Source organism: Alexandriicola marinus (assembly GCF_004000435.1).
GTDB classification, from domain to species: domain Bacteria; phylum Pseudomonadota; class Alphaproteobacteria; order Rhodobacterales; family Rhodobacteraceae; genus Alexandriicola; species Alexandriicola marinus.
Genome location: NZ_RBVZ01000001.1, coordinates 245,229 through 265,605, shown reverse-complemented (window position 1 = coordinate 265,605; position 20,377 = coordinate 245,229). Strand labels below are relative to the sequence as shown.

General features: G+C 65.5%; 16 protein-coding genes and 1 pseudogene. 3 read left to right on the top strand and 14 right to left on the bottom strand.

All coding sequences use genetic code 11. The annotated features are described in order from the left end of the window. Nucleotides 1–5 precede the first annotated feature (5 nt). The 14 genes and pseudogenes from EP376_RS01360 to EP376_RS01295 form a co-directional block, all read right to left on the bottom strand. Nucleotides 6–3,008: an MlaD family protein gene (locus tag EP376_RS01360; RefSeq protein WP_127653743.1), complete on the bottom strand. Its 3,003-nt coding sequence runs from the start codon at nucleotides 3,006–3,008 to the stop codon at nucleotides 6–8. Then, the gene (locus EP376_RS01355) at nucleotides 3,005–3,688 is read right to left on the bottom strand and encodes a paraquat-inducible protein A (RefSeq protein ID WP_127653742.1); all 684 of its coding nucleotides are present in this window, start codon (nucleotides 3,686–3,688) and stop codon (nucleotides 3,005–3,007) included. Before EP376_RS01355 ends, EP376_RS01360 begins: the two co-directional genes overlap by 4 nt. After that, nucleotides 3,685–4,320, bottom strand: a complete 636-nt coding sequence (locus EP376_RS01350) for a paraquat-inducible protein A (RefSeq protein WP_127653741.1) — start codon at nucleotides 4,318–4,320, stop codon at nucleotides 3,685–3,687. Before EP376_RS01350 ends, EP376_RS01355 begins: the two co-directional genes overlap by 4 nt. Nucleotides 4,321–4,391: 71 nt before the next feature. Continuing rightward, complete coding sequence (locus EP376_RS01345) at nucleotides 4,392–5,321, bottom strand: metal ABC transporter permease (RefSeq protein WP_127653740.1); 930 nt, start codon at nucleotides 5,319–5,321, stop codon at nucleotides 4,392–4,394. Then, the gene (locus EP376_RS01340; protein WP_127653739.1) at nucleotides 5,321–6,523 is read right to left on the bottom strand and encodes a metal ABC transporter permease; all 1,203 of its coding nucleotides are present in this window, start codon (nucleotides 6,521–6,523) and stop codon (nucleotides 5,321–5,323) included. The genes EP376_RS01345 and EP376_RS01340 overlap by 1 nt, the downstream gene beginning before the upstream one ends. Then, nucleotides 6,520–7,344 carry a metal ABC transporter ATP-binding protein gene (locus EP376_RS01335; protein ID WP_127653738.1) on the bottom strand — a complete coding sequence of 275 codons (825 nt, stop codon included), beginning with the start codon at nucleotides 7,342–7,344 and terminating at the stop codon, nucleotides 6,520–6,522. Before EP376_RS01335 ends, EP376_RS01340 begins: the two co-directional genes overlap by 4 nt. Further along, a pseudogene (locus EP376_RS01330) lies at nucleotides 7,341–8,320 on the bottom strand (metal ABC transporter solute-binding protein, Zn/Mn family). Before EP376_RS01330 ends, EP376_RS01335 begins: the two are co-directional and overlap by 4 nt. A gap of 120 nt (nucleotides 8,321–8,440) precedes the next feature. Next, a complete protein-coding gene (locus EP376_RS01325; protein ID WP_127653737.1) occupies nucleotides 8,441–12,043 on the bottom strand; it encodes a hydantoinase B/oxoprolinase family protein in 3,603 nt (1,200 codons plus the stop codon). A gap of 80 nt (nucleotides 12,044–12,123) precedes the next feature. After that, the gene (locus EP376_RS01320) at nucleotides 12,124–12,318 is read right to left on the bottom strand and encodes a DUF2065 family protein (RefSeq protein WP_127653736.1); all 195 of its coding nucleotides are present in this window, start codon (nucleotides 12,316–12,318) and stop codon (nucleotides 12,124–12,126) included. A gap of 4 nt (nucleotides 12,319–12,322) precedes the next feature. Then, entirely contained in the window at nucleotides 12,323–13,228 is a 906-nt protein-coding gene (gene hflC, locus EP376_RS01315; RefSeq protein WP_127653735.1) for a protease modulator HflC, read from the bottom strand. A gap of 3 nt (nucleotides 13,229–13,231) precedes the next feature. Further along, the gene (hflK, locus tag EP376_RS01310) at nucleotides 13,232–14,419 is read right to left on the bottom strand and encodes an FtsH protease activity modulator HflK (RefSeq protein ID WP_127653734.1); all 1,188 of its coding nucleotides are present in this window, start codon (nucleotides 14,417–14,419) and stop codon (nucleotides 13,232–13,234) included. 83 nt (nucleotides 14,420–14,502) lie between these two features. Further along, the gene (locus EP376_RS01305) at nucleotides 14,503–15,957 is read right to left on the bottom strand and encodes an FAD-dependent oxidoreductase (protein ID WP_127653733.1); all 1,455 of its coding nucleotides are present in this window, start codon (nucleotides 15,955–15,957) and stop codon (nucleotides 14,503–14,505) included. A 95-nt stretch (nucleotides 15,958–16,052) separates the two neighbouring features. Then, on the bottom strand, nucleotides 16,053–16,841 hold the full coding sequence (gene rpiA / locus EP376_RS01300) for a ribose-5-phosphate isomerase RpiA (protein WP_127653732.1): 789 nt from the start codon (nucleotides 16,839–16,841) through the stop codon (nucleotides 16,053–16,055). An 88-nt stretch (nucleotides 16,842–16,929) separates the two neighbouring features. Next, nucleotides 16,930–17,601 carry a DUF2238 domain-containing protein gene (locus EP376_RS01295; protein WP_127653731.1) on the bottom strand — a complete coding sequence of 224 codons (672 nt, stop codon included), beginning with the start codon at nucleotides 17,599–17,601 and terminating at the stop codon, nucleotides 16,930–16,932. Nucleotides 17,602–17,629: 28 nt separating this feature from the next. On the opposite strand from EP376_RS01295, the gene EP376_RS01290 reads away from it, so the two are divergent. The 3 genes from EP376_RS01290 to EP376_RS01280 all read left to right on the top strand — a co-directional run bounded on the left by EP376_RS01290 (nucleotide 17,630) and on the right by EP376_RS01280 (nucleotide 20,349). Beyond that, a complete protein-coding gene (locus tag EP376_RS01290) occupies nucleotides 17,630–18,349 on the top strand; it encodes an endonuclease/exonuclease/phosphatase family protein (RefSeq protein ID WP_127653730.1) in 720 nt (239 codons plus the stop codon). A gap of 99 nt (nucleotides 18,350–18,448) precedes the next feature. Then, entirely contained in the window at nucleotides 18,449–18,976 is a 528-nt protein-coding gene (locus tag EP376_RS01285; protein WP_127653729.1) for a glutathione S-transferase family protein, read from the top strand. Next, nucleotides 18,976–20,349, top strand: coding sequence for an L-serine ammonia-lyase (locus EP376_RS01280; protein ID WP_127653728.1), 1,374 nt, complete (start codon nucleotides 18,976–18,978; stop codon nucleotides 20,347–20,349). The genes EP376_RS01285 and EP376_RS01280 overlap by 1 nt, the downstream gene beginning before the upstream one ends. Nucleotides 20,350–20,377 lie beyond the last annotated feature (28 nt).

The following is a 20,377-nucleotide window of genomic DNA, read 5'->3' as shown; positions in this document are numbered from 1 at the left end:
ATCGCCTATCGTCCAGTCAAGAGTGAATTGGGGCGCCGCTCGATCGCGCGCGCCAAGGATGCCACAGCTTCGGCCGCGCGCGAGATTTCTGCAAGCGCGGCTCGGGCGTCGCGGATCGCCGGAGAGGTGCCTTCGAACCCGGCAAGGGTCGTGTCGGCCTGACCCAGAAGGCGGCTCGCCCTGTCGAGAAGTTCGGGCAGACGGTCCATCGCACCGGATACCTCGTCCGCGGCATTGCGTGCCGAGACCAGCGCCTCGTTGACGTTGCCGACAGCCCCGCCTGCGCGCAGCTCGGACAGGATCGCACCGATCTCTTCGAGGGCGGTCGCCAGTTCATCGGGCAGGCGTTGCGTCCCTTCCGAGCCGAGAAGCGCCTCGGCGGTGGCTATAAGGCCGCTTACCCGGTTGACCAGTTCGCCAAGTTCAAGCGATTCCGCCTCGGCGGCGAGCGCATTTACCCGGTCAACGATCTGCGGAACCCCGGCGATGGACGTGTCCAGCGTATCGAGCGCGCGCGCCGCGCTGTCGACCGCCGCCACGAGCCGCGGCCCGGCATCCGAGGCGTTAAGCTCCGAGACCAGCCCCCGAACCTCTTTCAGCGTCAGGTCAAGCTCGACCGCGAGATCACCCAGCTGCGCCGGCAGGGCCTGCGTCGCGTCAGATCCGACAAGCTGCAGGAGACTTTCCGACATCTCGGTCACGTCGTTGACCATGTCCTGAAGCGGCACGCCCGCCACCTCTTCGGCCACGGCCTCGATATCCGCGATCAGATCGGGCACGCCCTCGATCGAGGCGTCGACCGTCAGGAGCGTCTGTTCCACGGCGCCGACCGCATCAAGAAGCCGGGTCGCCGCATCATTGGCGACCAGCGATGCCGTCACCGTCCGGATTTCGCCAAGCGTCGCCTCAAGCTCCCCGGCAAGCGTTCCGATCTGCCCGGGCAGCGCCCGTGCCTCTGGCGATCCCAGAATGCCGCGCGCGTCTTGGGACAGGCCGGTGACTTCGGTCACAAGCTGGTCAAGCGGCAGGTCGTTCGCCGTTGCGGCCAGTGCCTCGATCTCGGTCACAAGCGCCGGCACACCCGCAAACGACGTCTCGACCGCGCCAAGCGTGGCCGTCGCCGCATCGAGCGCCGAGACCAGACGGTCGGCGGCCTGAGCATCCGACAGGCTTGTCGTCAGACGCGCCACATCCGCGGCCACGGTCTGCAGATCGCGGGCCAGAAGGTCGATCCGTTCGGGCAGGCTTTGGGCTGCGTCACTGGAAATCAGGGCATTGGCCGAGGCGGTGATCTCGGACAATTCGGCGACAAGCTCCTCCACGGCGAGGCCATTGGCCTTCTCCGCCAGAAGCTCGAGTTCTGCCACAAGGCTTGGCACTTCGGCCATCGAGGCGGCGACGTCGTCGGTAATGCGCGAGACGGAATCGAGCGCGGAGCCGAGGTTCGCGATAAGCTGCTGTTCCTCGATCGAGCTGAGAATGACCTGAACCCCGCCGACGGTTGTTTCCAGCTCGCCCATGATCGCGCCCAGCTGGCTCGGCAGATCCTGCACCTCGTCGGAACCGACGACGCCCCGGATATCGGCCAGAAGGGCCGAAACCTCGACAGGCACCTGCTGCGTCTCTGGGCTGCCGATCAGGCGGGAGGCCGAGTTCAGGAAATCCGTGGCCCCCTCGAGCAGTTCCTCGATCGGGAGGGCATTGATCCGGGCCAGCGTGTCTTCGGCGGAGGATTGCACATCCGCGATCTGGCTCTCGGTCGAGGGGATCAAGGGATATGGATCGAAGGCAAAGTCCAGTGTATCGGCTTCGGCATCAGCAACCGTCAGCAATTCGACCTTGAGGCTGCCGGTCAGGATCGACGCCGTGACAAGCCGGGCCCGAAGGCCCGCTTCGACCTGGCTGGCCAGAAAATCGAGCGTCAGCTGATCGGCCCCCTCGCCTTCCAGCCCGATACGTCCCGGCTGGATTGCGAGGATCGTCTGCAGCCGGACCCGTTGTTCGCCATCCGGGTCGAGATCGACGATCCCGTTCACGGCACGGACCTGCCCGACGCCGAGGCCGTTCAGTTCGACGCGGGCACCCGGGTTCAGACCAGCGACGTTCCCGTCGAACAGCGTCGCAACCAGAAGCGCATCCTCGTCTTCGGGCTCGAAGATGCTCGACTGGGCGGACGCTTCATCTGAAAAGACCGTGTAGTCCGCGCCCTCCTGTGCCAGTGGCGCGCCGGAGACGAATGTATCGAACGTCAGCCCGCCCGCGATCAGGGACGCGATCGATTCGAAGTCGATCGCCGCACCCGCCGCACCCAGCGAGACCGAGAACCCGGACGTGTCCCAGAACCGCGTGGCCTCGGTGACGAGGTTGTCATAGGGCGCATAGACAATGGCCCGCGCCTCGACAGAAACGCCGTCTGCCGACACCCGCGCCCGGCCGACCTGACCAACCTCGACCCCCTTGTAGAGGATCGGCGTGTTGCCCATCAGGGACCCATCCGAGGCGCGCAGGACCAGTTCCAGCCCCTCGACGCCCCCCTGCCTGAGCGGAGGTTCGGTCAAACCCTCGAACTGCAGGGCCGATGGCCCGGCCTCTTCGTCCCAGATGCCTTCGATATAGACACCCGACAAGACCGTATCTAGGCCACTGACCCCCTGGGTCGTGACCTCGGGCCGGACGATCCAGAAGGCCGCATCCTCATCGAGGTAGGGTTCGAGGTCCTTGCGCACCCGGATGCTCACCACGACTTGCGACAGGTCGGAGGTGAAGTTCACATCCTCGACCATCCCGACGGCCACATCGCGAAAGCGGAGTTCGGTTTCATTTCGGGTGACGCCGGAGATGTCGTCAAAGGTCACCTCAATCAGGGGCCCCTGATCGGAATAGCTTTGCCACGCCACGCCCAGCGCGATGATCAGCGCGGCCACCGGCACCAGCCAGACGACCGAAACCCGGTCCCAGATGCTGCGCCGCGCGGACACGATATCGATGTCGGGGACCTGATCGCTCACGGGGTGGGGCTTCCTTCTGTGGGCTGGGGGTCACGGGGCGCGTGGGGCGTGCTGCGTTCGATCCCGTCCCAGATGATGCGCGAATCAAACGCCTGCGCCGACAGCATGGTAAAGATGACCGACAGCGCAAACGACAGGCTTGCAGGCCCGGGATTGACCGTCGCCGCATAGTCGAGTTGCACCAGCGAGGCGAGGATCGCAACGACGAAGACATCGATCATCGACCAGCGCCCGACATATTCGACGATCTCGTAGAGTTGCTGGCGCGCGCTGGCCGAAACGGGGGTCGCCGATTGCGACGACATCGCCAGAAAGGCAATGCAGAGGAACTTGGCGACCGGGATCAGGACACTTGCCACAAGGATGACGATCGCGATGCCGTAGGAGCCGTGCTGCATCAGCTCGATCGCGCCGCCGACGATCGTCGCCTCCTGGGTTTCGACGAGGGTCTGGGTCCTCAGCATCGGATAGAGGTTGGCCGGGATATAGGCCGCGACGCCCAGAACCCACCAGGCCCAGACCCGGCTGATGCTCGTCGTGTCGCGCGACCGCAGCGTGGCCCCGCACCGCCCGCAGAGCTGCGTATCTAGGGGCCAGACCTTCGAACAGCGACGGCAGCCCACGAGGCCCGCCTCCCGCGCCGTCAGCCGCCCTTCCACGGGTTGGGGACGTCCGCTCATGCCTGACGGTCCGTTTCGTCAAGCGACTGCCAGATCGACCAGCGGCACATCTGGTTATCCTGAACCGCGATGATCACGACAAGCGCCGCGAACATGTAGAAGGCCGGCCCGAACCCGATCTGGGCAAGATCAGCCACCTTGACCAGCGCCACGGCGCAGCCGATCGCAAAAATCTCGGCCATCGACCATGGCCGCAGCGCCTCGGCGAGGCGAAAGGCCGTGGCGGCCGATTTATTGGGCGGCCGGTCAAAGACCACGGGCCACAGAACATAGAGGATCAGCATGACCCGCATCAGCGGGATCAGGATGATGAAAGCCGCGACACTCAGCGACAGGATAAGGAGCGGGCCGTCGGTGAAGGCCAGCGCCGAATCGATCAGGGTCGCGGAATTGTGAAAACCCGATCTCGATATCTCGAGAAACGGAAACCACAGCGCACCGAAGACAAGGATCACGACGCCAAGCGATAACATGACGATGGTCATGCCCGCGCGGCGGCGCGGCGCGACCAGAACGGTGTGACAGCGCGAACAGATCGCGCGCTGCCCATGTTCAGGCATCTGCACGCGATACAGCGCATCGCAGCCATGGCACGCGATCAGATCATCGGTGTGAGTGATTTTTTGTGTCATCTGGGCAGCCCGACAAGCATCGAACCACCTTACCCGCCTCGATGGGGAATGGCCATGGGGGCATCGGCAGATCAGGCGGAGCCCCGCCCTTCCCCCAGACGGCGGCGGCGCGGCGCAAAGAGGCAGGCCAAGGCGAGGATCACCCCCGAAACCGTGGCGATCATGCCGGCCGCGCTGACCGCGTCATAGAGCCCGAACCACAGCGGACCGTAGCCCGCGAAAACATAGCCCACGATTGCCGACAGTGTCGCGAATGCGATGCTCCAGGCCACCTGCACTCCGAACCTGTCGGTCATCAGGCGTGCCGCGGCGGGCGGGCAGATGAACATGGCGATCACGATGATCGAGCCCACCGCATCAAAGGCCGCCACCGCCGCCACCGCCGCCGCCACCACGAGGCCGAAGCCTATGGCGGCCACGGGCAAGCCGATGGTCCGGGCAAAGCCCTCGTCGAAGGTCGTCAGGACAAGCGGCCGCCAGAACAGCCATGTCAGCACCACGACGATCAGGCAGGCGATGGCGATCCGTCCAAGCTCCGGCGGCAGACCGGCCAGCGCCGCGGGATCGGTCAGCGATGCCCAGCCGTCCGCCTCGAGCCAGATCAGGCTTTCGAGGCTGCCCATCAACGCGTGCTCCACATCCAGATGCACACCGCTTGTATCGGTCCGCTCCAGCATCAGGACACCGCCCGCAAACAGCGTCGTGAAGACGACGCCCATCGCGGCCCCCGCCTCGATCCGGCCCAGCCGCTTGATCGCCTCGATCAGGGCGACCGCGATGACGGCCGCGGCGCCGGCGCCCAGCAACATCGGAACGGCGGCAATCGTGCCCGATACCAGAAACGCCAGAACGATCCCGGGCAACACGACATGGCTGATCGCATCGCCAATCAGCGCCTGCCTGCGCATCAGAAGGAAATTGCCCGGCAATGCGCAGGCGATAGAGGCCAGAACACCGATGAGGATCGGTGTCAGGCTCAGCTGAACGAATTCGGCACCCATCAGGTCTGGCCCTCGGCGATCAGGCGGTCGAACCCGGCGATCTCGTCGGGGGTGAATACGCTCTCGATCGGGGTCAGCCCATCATAGCGCCCGGTAAGCGCGGTATCCTTGTGGCGGGTTCGGGCCACCTCCCACCGCCATTCGTCGCGCACGGCCCGGGCGGCCGCGTCCTGCCCGGCCTCCGTCGCCACGCCATCGGCGCGAATAAGGCCCTCGCTCCGCAGCAGGCGCAGGGTCACGGGATCATGGATCGGCTCGGACCGGGCCAGCGCCAGAAGCCCCTGCCTGCGGTGCACCCGCGCCTGGAACCGGCGATGTCGGATCAGCGCACCCACCACGCCCCGAAGCGGCGCGAAGAGAAGCGACAGAACGAAGAGAGCGGCCGCGAAGAGCACGATCACCGGCCCCGTGGGCACATCGGCATATGCCGCCGACATGGCGGAACCCGCGAACCCCGACAGGCCGCCGATGGCACCCGATATCCAGATCAGGGACGCGCTCCGCTCGGTCCAGAACCGGGCGGTGACTGCCGGCACGATCAGAAGCGCCACGATCAGGATCAGGCCCACGATCTTGAGGCCGATCACCGTGACCGCGAGAACAAGCCCCATCATCATCAGATCGGTCAGGCGCACGTTCACGCCAAGAGAGCGGGCATAGCCCTCGTCAAAGGCCACCAGCGTCATCGGGCGGCGCAGGATCCAGACCGCCGCGACGCTGAGCGCGCCGCCCACCGCGATCGTCAACGCATCCGCCAGAAGCATCCCCGCTGTCGATCCCAGCAGAAAACTCTCAAGTCCCGCCTGCCGCCCGCCGCTCATGGTCTGGATCACGGTCAGAAGCACGATACCGAAGCCGAAGAACACCGACAGGACGGCCCCGATGGCCGCATCCTCGCCCAGCCGGGTCCGGGCCGTCATCCAGTCGACGATCAGAAGCCCGATGCCCGCAGAAATGGCCGATCCAGCCAAAAGACCGGCCAGATTGCGCCCGTCGCCGCCCAGCGCCACCATGACGATGAAGGCCAGCCCGACACCGGGCAGCGTGGCATGGGCCATCGCGTCCGATACCAGCGCGCGTTTGCGCAGGACCATGAAACTGCCCGAGGCGCCGGCCGCCACGCCAAGCAGCATGGCACCGATCGCCACGAGCGTGGCGTTATAGCCCAGTTGAAGCGTCAGCGCCTGAAAGAGGGGTGTCATACCGCGCCGCCAAGTTCCAGTTGCTCGATCTGCGCGGCCGCCAGCCGGCCGCCATAGGTCGCGGCCAGCGTATCGGAGGTGAAGGCGGTTCTGACCGGGCCTTCAGCGATCCGGCGCACATTCAACAGAAGAACCCGGTCAAAATAGCTTTGGACGGTGGTCAGGTCGTGATGGACGGCGACCACGGATTTCCCTTCGGTCTTAAGCGTCTTGAGAACATCGATGATCGCGGCTTCGGTCGCCGCGTCGACACCGGCGAAGGGCTCGTCCAGCAGGTAGAGGTCGGCTGCCTGTGCCAGGGCACGGGCCAAAAAGACGCGCTGCTGCTGCCCGCCGGATAATTGCCCGATCTGGCGATGGGCGAAATCTGCCATGCCGACCCGGTCGAGCGCGTCCTGCGCCGCATCCCGGTGATGACCGCGGATGCGCCCCAGAAGGCCAAGCTCCCGGTAGAGGCCCATCATCACAACGTCGATCACCCGGGTCGGGAAATCCCAGTCGACGCTTGCCCGCTGAGGCACATAGGCCATACGGCCCCGCGCCCGTTCGAGCGGCTGGCCATGCACCCGCACCTCGCCCGACACGCGCGGGACGATATCGAGTGCCGCCTTGAGAAGCGTGGACTTGCCAGCGCCGTTCGGGCCGATGATCGCGGTCATCGCGCCCTGTTCGAAATCGGCGTCCACGGAAAAGATCGCGGGCTTTTCGCCGTAGGACACGGTCATCCCGCGCAGGGACATGGCGGCCACAGGGCCGGGTTTCGCCTCGGGGGCGACGGCCCGGCCGCCATCGGCCGCCAGTTTCAGTTCGGCAGGTGTCATGATGCGACGAGTTGTCCTTTCCAGCCACCTTGTGGCGCCTCACCGCCCAACGCACGGGCGATCGTGGTCACGTTGTGGTCGATCATGCCAAGATAGGTGCCCTCGTAGGTACCTTCCTGGCCCATCGCGTCGGAGAACAGCTCGCCCCCGATCGTGACCTCGTGCCCCCGCGCCGCCGCGCCCTCGATCAGGGCCCGGACAGACCGGTCGGAGACCGAGCTTTCCACGAAAACCGCACCGATCCCACGCTCGACAAGAAGAGTGACCAGCTCGGCGATGCGGCGAACGCCCGCCTCGCTTTCGGTCGAGATGCCCTGAATGCCCATCACCTCGAAGCCATGGGCCGCGCCGAAATACTTGAACGCGTCATGGGCCGAGACCAGAACCCGGGCACTTTCGGGAACGGTCGACAGCACTTGCGTGCTGTAGCGGGACAGATCGTCCATCTCGGCCCGGTAGGCCGCCGCATTGGCGGCAAAGAGGTCCGCCCCGGCGGGATCAGCCTCGCTCAGCGCGGCCGCGACCGCGTCGATCACATGGGTCCAGAGATGCGGGTCCATCCAGACGTGAGGATCGAACTTGTCGGCGTAGTCGTCATGGGAAAGAGCGCCTCTTGCGGAACCGCCTCCCCCACCGGAACAACCGGGGTCGACCCGGCCAGATCGGCGAAGAAATCGACCATCTGCGCCTCGAGGAAGAGGCCGTGCCACAGCACGAGGTCGGCACGCGTCATGGCCACGATGTCGCTCCGCGTCTGCCGGTAGGCGTGCGGGTCGACGCCCGGCCCCATCAGTGCGCGCACCGCGACACGGTCACCGCCGATGACGCGGGCGGTGTCGGCGATCATGCCCGTCGTTGCGACCACCTGTATCTGTTCCGCGGCGCGCGCGGCGGCGGGCACGGTCAGTGCAGCAATCCCCGCCATCACGGCGCGGCGGGACAGGCTGATGGAAGACAAGGTCGAATGAACGGACATCGAAGGGCCTCCTGTGGTGACAATCGTGAAAATGCGACTTATTCGCAATCTTGTCAAGTAAGTTGCGATTAATTCGCAACAAGGGGGTCTTTGGGGGATTTCAAGGGCCTGCCGGCCCCGTCACGCGTGTCCGAGGCCGCCGGATGTGGGTGTGACGACGGTCACCGCCTCCCCCGGCTCCAGTCGGGTCTGATCGCAGGCATTGAGCACCTCGACCGTGCCGTCCTTGCGGCGCACCTCGGTGCGGCCGACCTGCCCGTCCCCGCCGCCATCGATCCCGCGCGGCGGGCGCGCGCGATGCGACGACAGGATCGCGCAATCCATCGGCTCGAGAAACCGGGTCGTGCGCCGGGTTCCGTCACCCCCATGCCGGGCGCCCTGCCCTCCCGATCCGGGACGGAGGCAGAATTCCTCCAGCAGGACCGGATAGCGCAGCTCCAGCACTTCCGGATCGGTCAACCGCGAATTCGTCATGTGAACATGCACACCGGAGGTTCCGTCGAAGGTCCGGCCGTCGTTCATCCGACCCGCCGGGCTCCCCGAACAGAGCGTCTCGTAATACTGGTAGGTGGCGTTGCCGTAGGTGAGGTTGTTCATCGTGCCCTGGCTGTTCGACAGGGCGTCCAGCGCCTCGAAGAGCACGTTCGTCACATGCTGCGACGTCTCGACATTGCCGGCGACGACGGCACGGGGATAGCTGGGGCGCAGCATGCAGCCTTCGGGGATCACGATATCGATGGGCCGCAGGCAGCCCGCATTCATCGGGATCGGCGCCTCGACCATCACGCGAAACACGTAAAGGACTGCCGCCCGCGTCACCGGTTCGGGGGCGTTGAAATTGTTGTCGGTCGCCTCCGACGTGCCGGTGAAATCGACCGTTGCGCGCCGCGCCTCCCTGTCGACACGGATCGCCACGCGGATCACCTGGCCGGTATCGGTTTCATAGCTGGCCTCGCAATCCTCCAGCTTGCCGATCAGACGAGCGACCTCCTCGGCGGCATTGTCCTGCACATGGCCCATATAGGCCTGCACCACATCGAGCCCGAATTCCCCCACGATCCGGCGCAACTCGGCCGCGCCACGGGCATTGGCGGCAACCTGCGCCTTGAGATCGGCGATGTTCACATCCGGATTGCGCGCCGGATAGGGATGATCGGTCAGGACCTTGCGCAGGCCTTCATCATCGAAACGGCCGGCCTTGACCATGTGCAGGTTGTCGATCAGCACGCCTTCCTCGTCGACGACCTTGGCAAGCGGGGTCATGGAGCCCGGCGCCGTGCCGCCCACATCGGCATGGTGCCCGCGCGAGGCGACCCAGAACAGGATCGTCTCGCCGTCTTCGTCGAAGACGGGGCTGACGACGGTGATATCGGGAAGGTGCGTCCCGCCGTTATAGGGCGCGTTCAGTGTGAAGGCATCGCCGGGGCGGATCACGGGATTGTTGCGGATCACAGCCTCGACCGAGCGATCCATGGAGCCCAGATGCACCGGCATATGTGGCGCGTTGGCCACCAGCGCACCGGAGGCGTCGAAAACGGCACAGGAGAAATCGAGCCGTTCCTTGATGTTCACCGATTGCGCCGTGTTCTGAAGCGCCACGCCCATCTGTTCGGCGATATTCATGAACAGGTTGTTGAACACCTCCAGCAGGACCGGATCGGCCTCGGCGCTGCCCGCCACATCGGCCCGCGCCATCGCCTCGACACGGCGCATCAGGATGTGATCGCGCGCGGTGATCGCGGCTTCCCAGCCGGGCTCCACCACGATCGTCTGGTTGGGTTCGATGATCAGGGCGGGGCCGGCAATCGTGGCCCCGGGGGTCAGGGCCTCGCGCCGGTGAACGGCGGCGCGGCGCCAGCTGCCACCGCAGAAGATCTCGACCTCGTCGCCCGCATCGGGGCGATGCGTGGAAGCCTCGGTCTCGGTTTCGACGCTGGCGAAATCGCGGCCATCCTCGGCCTCCACATCGACCGCATCGACGACGATGCGGCCATCGTCATAGAGAAATCCGAACTGGGCCTCGTGCCCTGCCTCGAAGGCCGCGCGGGCAGCCCAGATATCTCCCTCGTAAGGAATCGGGAGCGTCGTGTCCGCCCCGGCATAGCGCAGGTGCAGAACCGTGCGGCGCGTCGCCGTCTCGACCGGAACGCCCTGCGCCGACAGTTCGGCCTGCGTGGCGTGCCAAAGCTCCTCGGCCAGTGCCTCGATCTCGGGGAGGGCGTCATCGTCGAGCGGACGGACAAGGCCCTGCTGGCGGCTTGCCGTCACCTTCGCAAGCCCGATCCCATAGGCCGACAACAACCCCGACAGCGGATGGATCAGGACCGAGGTCACGCCCAGCGCATCGGCCACGAGGCAGGCATGCTGCCCCGCCGCACCGCCGAATGCATTGAGCAGGTAGCGCGTCACGTCATAGCCGCGCTGGACGGAGATCTTCTTGATCGCATTGGCCATATTCTCGACCGCGATGGTGAGGAAGCCTTCTGCGATTTCCTCTGCCGGGCGCCCCTCGCGGGCGGCGATGTCGCGGAATTCGGCGATGACCGCCTCTGCATCCAGCGCCGCATCCTGATCGGGGCCGAAGACGCGGGGGAAGAATTCGGGGCGCAGCTTGCCCAACATGACGTTGGCGTCCGTCACCGTCAGCGGCCCGCCCCGGCGGTAGCAGGCAGGCCCCGGATCGGCACCTGCGCTGTCGGGGCCCACCCGGAACCGGCCCGGATCGGCATGCAGGATCGAGCCGCCCCCTGCGGCCACGGTATGGATCCGCATCATCGGTGCGCGGATACGGACGCCCGCGACCTCGGTATCAAAGGCCCGTTCGTAATGGCCCGCCGAATGCGCGACATCGGTCGAGGTTCCGCCCATGTCAAAGCCGATCACCTTGTCGAAGCCGGCGATGCGCGCAGTCTCGACCATGCCGACGACCCCGCCCGCGGGGCCCGACAGGATCGCATCCTTGCCCTGGAAGGCCTCGGCCGCGGTCATCCCGCCCGACGACATCATGAATTGCAGCGTGGGCCCCGCCTCGCCCGGCGGTGTGGCGCCAAGCGCGCGCGCGACGCGGGCGACATAGCGGCCAAGGATCGGAGAGAGGTAGGCGTCGACCACCGTCGTGTCGCCACGCCCCACCAGCTTGATCAGGGGGGAGACCTCGTGGCTGACCGAGACCTGCGCAAAGCCCGTCTTGCGCACCACATCGGCCACCTGCCGTTCATGGTCAGGCGATTGCCACGCGTGCATCAGCACGATCGCCACCGCATCGATGCCATCGGCCCGCGCCGCCTCGAGTGCGGGTTTCAGCGCCTCGAGATCGGGCGCCTGTTCGACCGTTCCGTCGGCACGGAGGCGTTCGTCCACCTCGAACACCCGCTCGTAGAGTTGCTCGGGGAGGATGATTTCCTTGGCAAAGATGTCGGGCCGCGCCTGATAGGCCAGCCGGAGGGCATCGCGAAACCCCTTGGTGATCAGCAGGAGCGTCCGGTCGCCCTTGCGCTCGAGCAGCGCGTTGGTTGCGACCGTCGTGCCCATCTTGACGGTGCCGATCCGGGACGGATCGATCGTTCCGCCGAGGAGCCGCCGGATGCCTTCGATTGCGGCATCGTCATAGCTTTCGCTGTTCTCGGACAGAAGCTTCAGCGGGTGCAGCCCGCCATCGGCGTCGCGCCCCACAACATCAGTGAAGGTGCCGCCGCGATCGATCCAGAAATCCCAAAGGCTCATCCCGCATCCCTGCCTGTCCGAGAAAGGTGTCTGGCGACTTGGCTATCGCCACCGTCCGCCGGGTGCAATCCCGCCCGCGCTCAGGCGCCCAGCGCCCGTGCGATCCAGATCAGTGCCACACCCAGCGCGATCGCGCCCAGTCCGACCATGCGGCGCTGGTCGATCGGCATGCGGCGCAGAAGCTCCAGCATGGTCTCGATAGTGGAAGGGGCCAGCGCATAGGCCAGCCCCTCCACAACGAGAACAAGTCCCAGCGCGAGTAGCGCCATCTCCATGACGTTACTGCCCCGTATCTCCGACCGAGGACCGACCGCCCCGATCCGAGTTCAGCAGGTAGTCGAAGAACGAACTGTCGGGCGTGAGGACCATGGTCGAGTTGGCACCTGTCAGCGCCTGCTCATAGGCCTGCATGGAGCGGTAGAATTCAAAGAATTCCTGATCCGCGCCATAGGCTTCGGAGAAGGTCGCCGCGGCAAGCGCGTCTGCCTCACCTCGGGTGATCTGAGCATCCCGTTCCGCCTCCGAGAGGGTCTCGGTCACGGTCCGGTCGGCAAGGGCGCGAACCCGCTGCGCAGCTTCGTTACCGCGGGCGATCTCGTCCGCCGCCTCCCGCTCACGTTCGGCCCGCATCCGGGCAAACGTCGCATCGAGGTTCTGCGCCGGCAGGTTCGTCTGCTTGAGCCGGACGTCAACGACATCAAGACCAAGAGACAGTGCCTGTTCGCGGGCCTGGTCACGAATCCGGTTCATCAGGGCACGCCGCTCTTCCGAAAGGATCGTGTCGGAGGTCACCTGATCGGCACCCAGAACTTCCCGGATCTGGGAGTTGAGGATGTCGGTCAGACGCGCCTCGGCGGTGCGAAGACCACCCACGCCGACCGCTTGCCGGAACTGGACCACATCGGTGATCCGGTAACGGGCGAAAGCGTCGACGATCAGACGGCGGTCGTCCGACGGCGTGACTTCGATCGTCTGGGTGTCAAGCGACAGGATACGGTCATCGTATTTCACGACGTCCTGGATGAGAGGGATCTTGAAGCCAAGGCCCGGCTCTTCCTGAACGTTGACGATCTGGCCGAACTGAAGGACCAGCGCCTTTTCCCGTTCGTCGACAACAAAGACCGAGGACAGGGCGGCTGCGATGACGATCACAACGGCCGGCAGGAGATATGCTGTCTTTTTCATGTCTTAGTTCCCCTGATCACGAATTGCGGTCGTACCGACGCCCTGGTTCCGGGTCAGCTCGTTCAGCGGAAGGAAAGGCACGACGCCCGTGCCCGAGTTTCCGCCACCACCCGCGACGGATTCGTCGAGAACGATCTTGTTCACGTCACCCAGAACCCGCTCCATCGTCTCGAGGTAGATCCGGCGCCGGGTTACATCTTCAGAGGCCTGATATTCCTGCAGGATCGCAGTAAAGCGGCTGGCCTGACCGATGGCATCGTTGGTGACGCGCGCACGGTAACCTTCGGCCTCTTCGATGACCTGGGCTGCCTGACCACGCGCCTCGGCGAGAACGCGGTTGGCATAGGCATCCGCCGTCCGCTGCAATCTGTCGCGTTCCTGTTCCGCCGCCTGAACGTCGCGGAAGGCGTCGATCACTTCGGCGGGGGGGTCGGCCCGGTCGAGGTTGACCCGGACGACGTTGATCCCGGAATCGTATTCCACGAGCGTTGCCTGAATGTTTTCCTGCACGGTCTGGGCGATGAGACCCCGGTCCCGGTTGAGGATCGGCGCGAGGTTCGACGCTGCGATGACTTCCCGCATGACCGATTCAGACACGGCCTGAACCGTCTGCTGAGGATCGGCGAGGTTGAACAGAAGCTTCGCGGGATCGCTCACGTTCCAGACGACCTGAAAGCCGATGTCGACGATATTGGCGTCGGTGGTCAGCATCAGGCCCTGATTGTCGTTCCGGCCGCCCGAGGTTCCGATGCTTTCGGTCCGTTCGGAGGTCACGTTGACGACTTCGTAGGTCACCAGCGGCCAAGGCGCGAAATTCAGACCGGGATTGCCGGTCGACGAATAGGAGCCGAGGAACAATTCCACCGACTGTTCTTCTGGCCGGACGGTGTAGAATGACATGAACGCCCAAAGACCAAGCGCGACTAGGGCGCCGATCCCTACCGTTCCACGTGTCAGCATCGGGCCCTGCGGGCCGCCTCCGCCACTGCCGTTTACATTGCGACGTCCGCCGCCCCCGCCCATCAGGACGCGCAATTGCTCGCGGCCCTTGTTCACAAGGTCATCGATCTCGGGGATCTGCGGTCCGTCCTGTCCGGGTCCGCGCCCGCCCTGCGGTCGACGATCGTCGTCGTCGCCTCCGCCGGGGCCGCGGCCTCCCCCGCCCCAGGGGCCTCCGTTGTTACCAGCCATTAAGCTCGTCTTCCTCTTTATCTGTTCGGGCCACCGGTCGTCCGGCACCCGTCCCTTCACAAATGTGGGTCGATCCCACGAATTCAAGCGCTCCGCATCGGGTCCCGCATGGTTACCAGTTCTTCCGCCATCGTTGGGTGCACCGCGACCGTCCGGTCGAAATCCGCCTTTGTCGCGCCCATCTTGACCGCGATGCCGGCCAGCTGGATCATTTCGCCCGCCTCGTCCGCGACGATATGACATCCCAGAACCTTGTCCGTCTGCTTGCTGACGATCAGTTTCATCAGGACGCGATCAGGCTTGCCGGCAAAGGATCCACGCATCGGCCGGAACGAGGTGCAATAGACGTCGATCGGCTCCTGTTCGCGGGCCTCTTCCTCGGTCAGGCCGACGGTTCCCAGCTCGGGCTGGGTGAACACGGCCGACGGGATCAACTCGTGATCCACCGGCGTCGGGTTGTCCTTGAAGACCGTTTCCACGAACGCCATTCCCTCGCGGATCGCGACCGGTGTCAGGTTGACCCGGTTCGTCACATCCCCGATCGCGTAGATCGAGGGCACCGTCGTGCGGGAATATTCATCGACGAGGATCTCGCCGCGGCGGCCGATCTCGACCCCCGCCTCCTCGAGCCCCATGTCGCGCGTATTGGGTGCGCGGCCGGTGGCAAACAGGACGCGGTCGAAGGTCTTTTCCATCCCGTTGGTGCCTTTGACCCACATCGGCACGGGCGCCACGGCCCCGGCATCGGCCTCGTCGTGATCGTGACGGCCAAGTTCCTCGGCGGGCATTCCCATCTCGGCGCCGCTCTTTCCGCCCACTTCCGAGGCAGGGCGCATCTCGACGATATTCGTGCCGAGATGCAGATCGATCCCGCGTTCCTCCATCGCGTCGGCGATCAGGCCGCGCGCCTCGCCGTCAAAGCCGCGCAGGATCTGCGCGCCGCGATAGAATTGCGTCACCTCGACACCAAGGCCGTGCAGGATGCAGGCGAATTCGCAGGCGATATAGCCGCCGCCCACGATCAGGATGGATTTCGGCAGCTCTTTCATATGAAAGATGTCGTCCGAGACCATGCCGAACCTTGCGTTGGCCATCTCCGGCCGGATCGGGTGGCCCCCGGTCGCCACGAGGATATGTCCGGCACTGGCCGTGCGGCCATCGGCAAGCGCCACGCTGTTCGGGCCCGCCACTTTCGCGCGGCTGTCGAAGATCTCGACCCCGGACCCGTCCAGCAGCTTGCGATAGACGGCCTCGAGACGATCCAGCTCGACCTCGAGCTTTTCATGAAAGCGCGGCCATTCGAACTGACCGTCCTCCAGCTCCCAGCCATAGGCGCGGGCCTCGGGCATCATTTCGCGGAACGACGAGGCAAAGACCATCAGCTTCTTGGGCACGCAGCCCCGGATCACGCAGGTTCCGCCCATCCGGTTGTCTTCGGCCAGCGCGACGCGCGCCCCCGTCGACGCGGCGACACGGGCCGCCCGAACACCGCCCGAACCTCCGCCGATGACAAAAAGATCGTAATCGTAGTCAGACATGGGGCCTCGGCTGCGCATTTCAGGTCGTCGGTCGGGGGTATTCCACAGGACCGGGCAGAATGCCAGAGCACCCGCCCCTTGGCCCGCGGGCCGGATCAGTCGGCGATATCGCCAAAGAGGTTGTCTTCCTCGAGAAAATCGAACCTCTCGGTGTCGATCTCGCCCTTCACGATGTCGCGAACCTCGACCCGGCCGTCGCCATAGCCGATCACGACCGCGTCGCAGATATCTATGAACAGACCGTTCTCCACCACGCCGGGGATCTGGTTGAGAACAAGGCTCAGCTGCCGCGCATTGCCGATCCGGTTGAGGTGCAGATCAATGATGTGATTGCCCTCGTCCGTCACATAGGGACTTTCGCCGTTCATCCGAAGGCTGGTCGAGCGGCCCAGAACATCCATACCGATCAGCATCTCTTCGATCAGGGCCTTGGTGGTCTGCCAGCCGAAGGGGATCACCTCGACAGGCAGGGGAAAGGCACCGAGCGTTTCCACCTGCTTCGAGATATCGGCAATCACGACCATCTGGTCGGAGGCGGTCGCGACGATCTTTTCCTGAAGCAGAGCACCGCCGCCGCCCTTGATGAGGTTGAGGTTGCCGTCGTATTCGTCGGCCCCGTCGATCGTGACATCCAGCCATTTCGCCTCGTCGAGAGAGATCACGTCGATGCCCACGTCCCGCGCCAGCGCCGCCGTCCGGCTGGAGGTCGGCACGCCCTTGATCCGAAGACCCTCTTCGCGGACCAGCTCCCCCAGGCACTGGACCAGCCAGGCCGCGGTCGACCCTGTGCCAAGGCCCACCCGCATCCCGGATTCCACATAGCGGGTCGCCCGTTTCGCGGCGACGAATTTGGCCTTGTCGATGGGCGAGAGTTCTCCGGACATGGGCAGGCTCCTGTGTTGGTCGACGTCTTATAGGATCATTGCCCGCCCCGCGCGAGGGGGCGCGTGGAAGTTTAGGCAAAGTCGGTGGCTATCTGGGCAGGCGACGATGCCAGCGGCGGTAGAACCGTTTGTTGATCAGCATGAACTGCCGGATGATGCGGTTCAGAAACCCCCGCTTGCGCCCGCGCAGATAGAAGAACCCCGTGATCGCCGCGACCGAACCGCCGACCGCGTTGATGATCAGGTCGCCCATCGTGTCATCCAGCCCGGATTTCTGCATGTTCAGGCCAAAGCTGCGATCCATCGCGAATTCGAAGATTTCCCAGACGGACCCGACCGTCATCGCGACGCAGAACGAGATCAGCGCAAGTGCCCAGGGAGGGGCTGCGAAGGTATCCCCTTCGAACAGCATCAGCGTCATGAGGAACCCGAACAAGCCGAAGCCCACGGCCGAAAACCCGTGCAACGCCAGATCCCACCACCAGAACCGCCGGTAGAAATCGAACGCCTCGCCCAGAAAGATCGACGCAAAGACGAACAGGATGATCCCGAGGACGACCGGCACCGGCAACGCGATACGAAACCACCGCGCAAGAAAGATCGGCGCCATCGACAGCATCAGCGTCGCGCCCGAGACAAAGCTCAGCGACCAGCGGCCGAACAGCAGCGCCCCGATCGTCAGCGCCAGAAGCGCGCCCCAGATCACGATCGCGGCGGGCGCGTCGCTGGGCCATCTGATCAGGCTCGGGCCGTCTTTCATTTCGCGCGATCCTCCTTATCTACATATCATGCACGATCCCCGGACCCGGCGCATCCTTCGCGTCACAAGCTACAACATCCGCAAGACCCGCGGTCTTGACCAGCGGCGCGCGCCCTACCGGACCCTCGATGTCATCAACCGGCTCGAGGCCGACATCGTGGTGCTGCAAGAGGCAGATCACCGGCTTGGCGCGCGTCCAGCCGCAATTGCACATGACCTGATCGCGTCCGAGACCGATTTCAACATTGCGCCCATATCGCGCAACGAGGTGAGCCTTGGCTGGCACGGCAATGCGATCCTGCTGCGAAAGGGGCTTGGCCACGGCACGGTCCGGCATCTGAATCTGCCGGGGATCGAACCGCGCGGCGCGGTCCGGCTCGATCTCGACCTGCCGGAGCCGGTGTCGGTCATCGCGGTGCACCTGGGGCTTCTGCGGCGAAGCAGGCTTCAGCAGATGGCGGCCATCGCCGCGGCGCTTCCCGATGAGGGCCATACGATCATCGCGGGCGATTTCAACGAATGGTCGCCGAAACGGGGGCTCGAGCCTCTGGAGCCGCATTTCGCCATGCATGCGCCGGGTCACAGCTTCCATGCCGCGCGGCCGCTTGCCGCGCTTGACCGCATCGGGCTGAGTTCAGGGCTTACCCTGCGGGATGCGGGTGTGGCACAGGACGCGATGGCCCGACGGGCATCGGATCACCTGCCGATCTGGGCCGATATCGCAATCGAGGCCACAGAGCCCGCATGATGATCCGGGTCGCGGGCCCATCTGTCGACCTTGCGCAATTCCCTCGCGGGGCGTCGTTTTTCGGCGTGCCGCGGCAAGGGCCGGCGATAGTGTCCGGGCATGACCCTGCGCCTGCACTATGCCCCGGACAACGCCTCACTCTGTGTGCGCCGTGCGCTCGCACTGGCCGATGCGCCGTCCGAGGCGGCGGCAATCCTGCTTTGGCTGGCGGGTCGGTATCCGGAGGCGGGTCTCAAGCTTGACGGGCCGGGCAAGGGACGGCTCGTCTGGATGTCGAATGCGCTGGACCCTGCGCTGCGCATGATCTTCTATCCCGACAGCCGGCCGCCGACCGACGGTCTGAGCGAGGCGGGCGCCGCGCGCGCGACGGCCCTTTTCGACATCGCCGAAGCGCGACTGCCGGGGGCACCCTTGCTCGATTGCTGTCTTTGCCCGATGTTGCGCTGGTCGGTTCTTTACCCCGCGGGCAGCCGTCGCTGGTTCCACCTTGACCGTTGGCCCCGTCTGGCGGCGCGGGGGCGCCACGTCGAAGAGCGTCCAGCCGCCGCCTGCAACGCCGAAGGGCTGGGCCCGTTGCCGTTCGCGGCTCCTCGCCTGCCACAACCACCCGAAGGAAGTGCCACCTGATGTTCCTCTCCGTGTTCGACATGTTCAAGATCGGGGTCGGCCCGTCCTCGTCGCACACCATCGGCCCGATGGTGGCCGCGGCACGGTTCCTCGATCATCTGCGCGCCCTGCCCTTCGGCGTCGCGGGCCTCAGGGCATCGCTGCACGGCAGCCTCGCCTTTACCGGCGTGGGCCATGCGACCGACCGGGCCGTGATCCTCGGGCTGGCCGGGTTCGTGGCGGAAACCTATGACGCCGAACGCGCCGAGGCCGAACTGGCCCGCATCCACGCCGAAGGCACGGTCTCGCCTGACGGGTTGGGCACCCTGCAGTTCGTGCCGCAAGAGCACCTCGTCTTCGATTACGGCCCGCCCCTGCCCGGCCACGCCAACGGCCTGATCCTGCGCGGGACCGACGCACAGGGCGACGTGATCACCGAGGTGACATATTATTCCATCGGCGGCGGCTTTGTCCTGACCGAGGCCGAACTGGCGCAGGGCCGCGACACCGATGACGGCCCGCCCGTGCCCTTCCCGTTTCATAGCGCCGACGAGATGTTGCGCATGGCGCGCGACAGCGGCCTGACCATCGCACAGATGAAGCGGCGCAACGAACGCGCCCGGCATCCGAGGCGGGATCTGGACAAGGGGCTCGCACGGATCTGGCAGGTGATGACCGATTGCATCGACCGTGGATTAGCCTCTGACGGCATCCTGCCCGGCGGACTGAACGTCCGGCGCCGCGCGAAAGGCATCCACGAGAAGCTCTTGGCCGAACGGGGGCTGAACCTGACCCCACCGCACACGATCAACGACTGGATGTCGACCTATGCGATGGCCGTCAACGAGGAGAATGCTGCGGGCGGTCAGGTCGTGACGGCGCCCACGAACGGCGCGGCGGGCGTGGTGCCCGCAACGATCCGCTACTGGCTCGATCATGTGCCGGGGGCGAGCACCGCGCGCATCCCCGATTTCCTGCTGACAGCGGCGGCGATCGGCGGGCTGGTCAAGTTCAACGCCTCGATTTCGGGGGCGGAGGCCGGGTGCCAGGCCGAGGTCGGCAGCGCTGCGGCGATGGCGGCCGCGGGCCTGTGCGCCGTTCTGGGCGGCACACCCGAACAGATCGAGAATGCGGCCGAAATCGCCCTCGAACATCACCTTGGCATGACATGCGACCCGGTGAAGGGCCTCGTTCAGGTCCCCTGTATCGAGCGCAACGGTCTGGGCGCGATCAAGGCCGTCTCAGCCGCATCGCTGGCCCTGCGCGGCGATGGCCAGCACCTTGTCAGCCTCGACGTCGCGATCGAGACGATGCGCCAGACCGGCGCCGACATGAGCGAGAAATACAAGGAAACCGCCCTTGGCGGCCTTGCCGTGAACGTGCCAAATTGCTGAATATGCGGTCTTTTTGGGTTGCTCGAAC

What these genes read in the sequence shown, in the direction of transcription:
- rpiA (WP_127653732.1), bottom strand. Translation starts at nt 16,841, where the DNA reads ATGTCCGGAGAACTCTCGCCCATCGACAAGGCCAAATTCGTCGCCGCG.
- EP376_RS01320 (WP_127653736.1), bottom strand. Translation starts at nt 12,318, where the DNA reads ATGGAGATGGCGCTACTCGCGCTGGGACTTGTTCTCGTTGTGGAGGGG.
- EP376_RS01335 (WP_127653738.1), bottom strand. Translation starts at nt 7,344, where the DNA reads ATGACACCTGCCGAACTGAAACTGGCGGCCGATGGCGGCCGGGCCGTC.
- EP376_RS01325 (WP_127653737.1), bottom strand. Translation starts at nt 12,043, where the DNA reads ATGAGCCTTTGGGATTTCTGGATCGATCGCGGCGGCACCTTCACTGAT.
- EP376_RS01305 (WP_127653733.1), bottom strand. Translation starts at nt 15,957, where the DNA reads ATGTCTGACTACGATTACGATCTTTTTGTCATCGGCGGAGGTTCGGGC.
- EP376_RS01350 (WP_127653741.1), bottom strand. Translation starts at nt 4,320, where the DNA reads ATGACACAAAAAATCACTCACACCGATGATCTGATCGCGTGCCATGGC.
- EP376_RS01280 (WP_127653728.1), top strand. Translation starts at nt 18,976, where the DNA reads ATGTTCCTCTCCGTGTTCGACATGTTCAAGATCGGGGTCGGCCCGTCC.
- EP376_RS01355 (WP_127653742.1), bottom strand. Translation starts at nt 3,688, where the DNA reads ATGAGCGGACGTCCCCAACCCGTGGAAGGGCGGCTGACGGCGCGGGAG.
- EP376_RS01345 (WP_127653740.1), bottom strand. Translation starts at nt 5,321, where the DNA reads ATGGGTGCCGAATTCGTTCAGCTGAGCCTGACACCGATCCTCATCGGT.
- EP376_RS01295 (WP_127653731.1), bottom strand. Translation starts at nt 17,601, where the DNA reads ATGAAAGACGGCCCGAGCCTGATCAGATGGCCCAGCGACGCGCCCGCC.
- hflK (WP_127653734.1), bottom strand. Translation starts at nt 14,419, where the DNA reads ATGGCTGGTAACAACGGAGGCCCCTGGGGCGGGGGAGGCCGCGGCCCC.
- EP376_RS01290 (WP_127653730.1), top strand. Translation starts at nt 17,630, where the DNA reads ATGCACGATCCCCGGACCCGGCGCATCCTTCGCGTCACAAGCTACAAC.
- hflC (WP_127653735.1), bottom strand. Translation starts at nt 13,228, where the DNA reads ATGAAAAAGACAGCATATCTCCTGCCGGCCGTTGTGATCGTCATCGCA.
- EP376_RS01340 (WP_127653739.1), bottom strand. Translation starts at nt 6,523, where the DNA reads ATGACACCCCTCTTTCAGGCGCTGACGCTTCAACTGGGCTATAACGCC.
- EP376_RS01285 (WP_127653729.1), top strand. Translation starts at nt 18,449, where the DNA reads ATGACCCTGCGCCTGCACTATGCCCCGGACAACGCCTCACTCTGTGTG.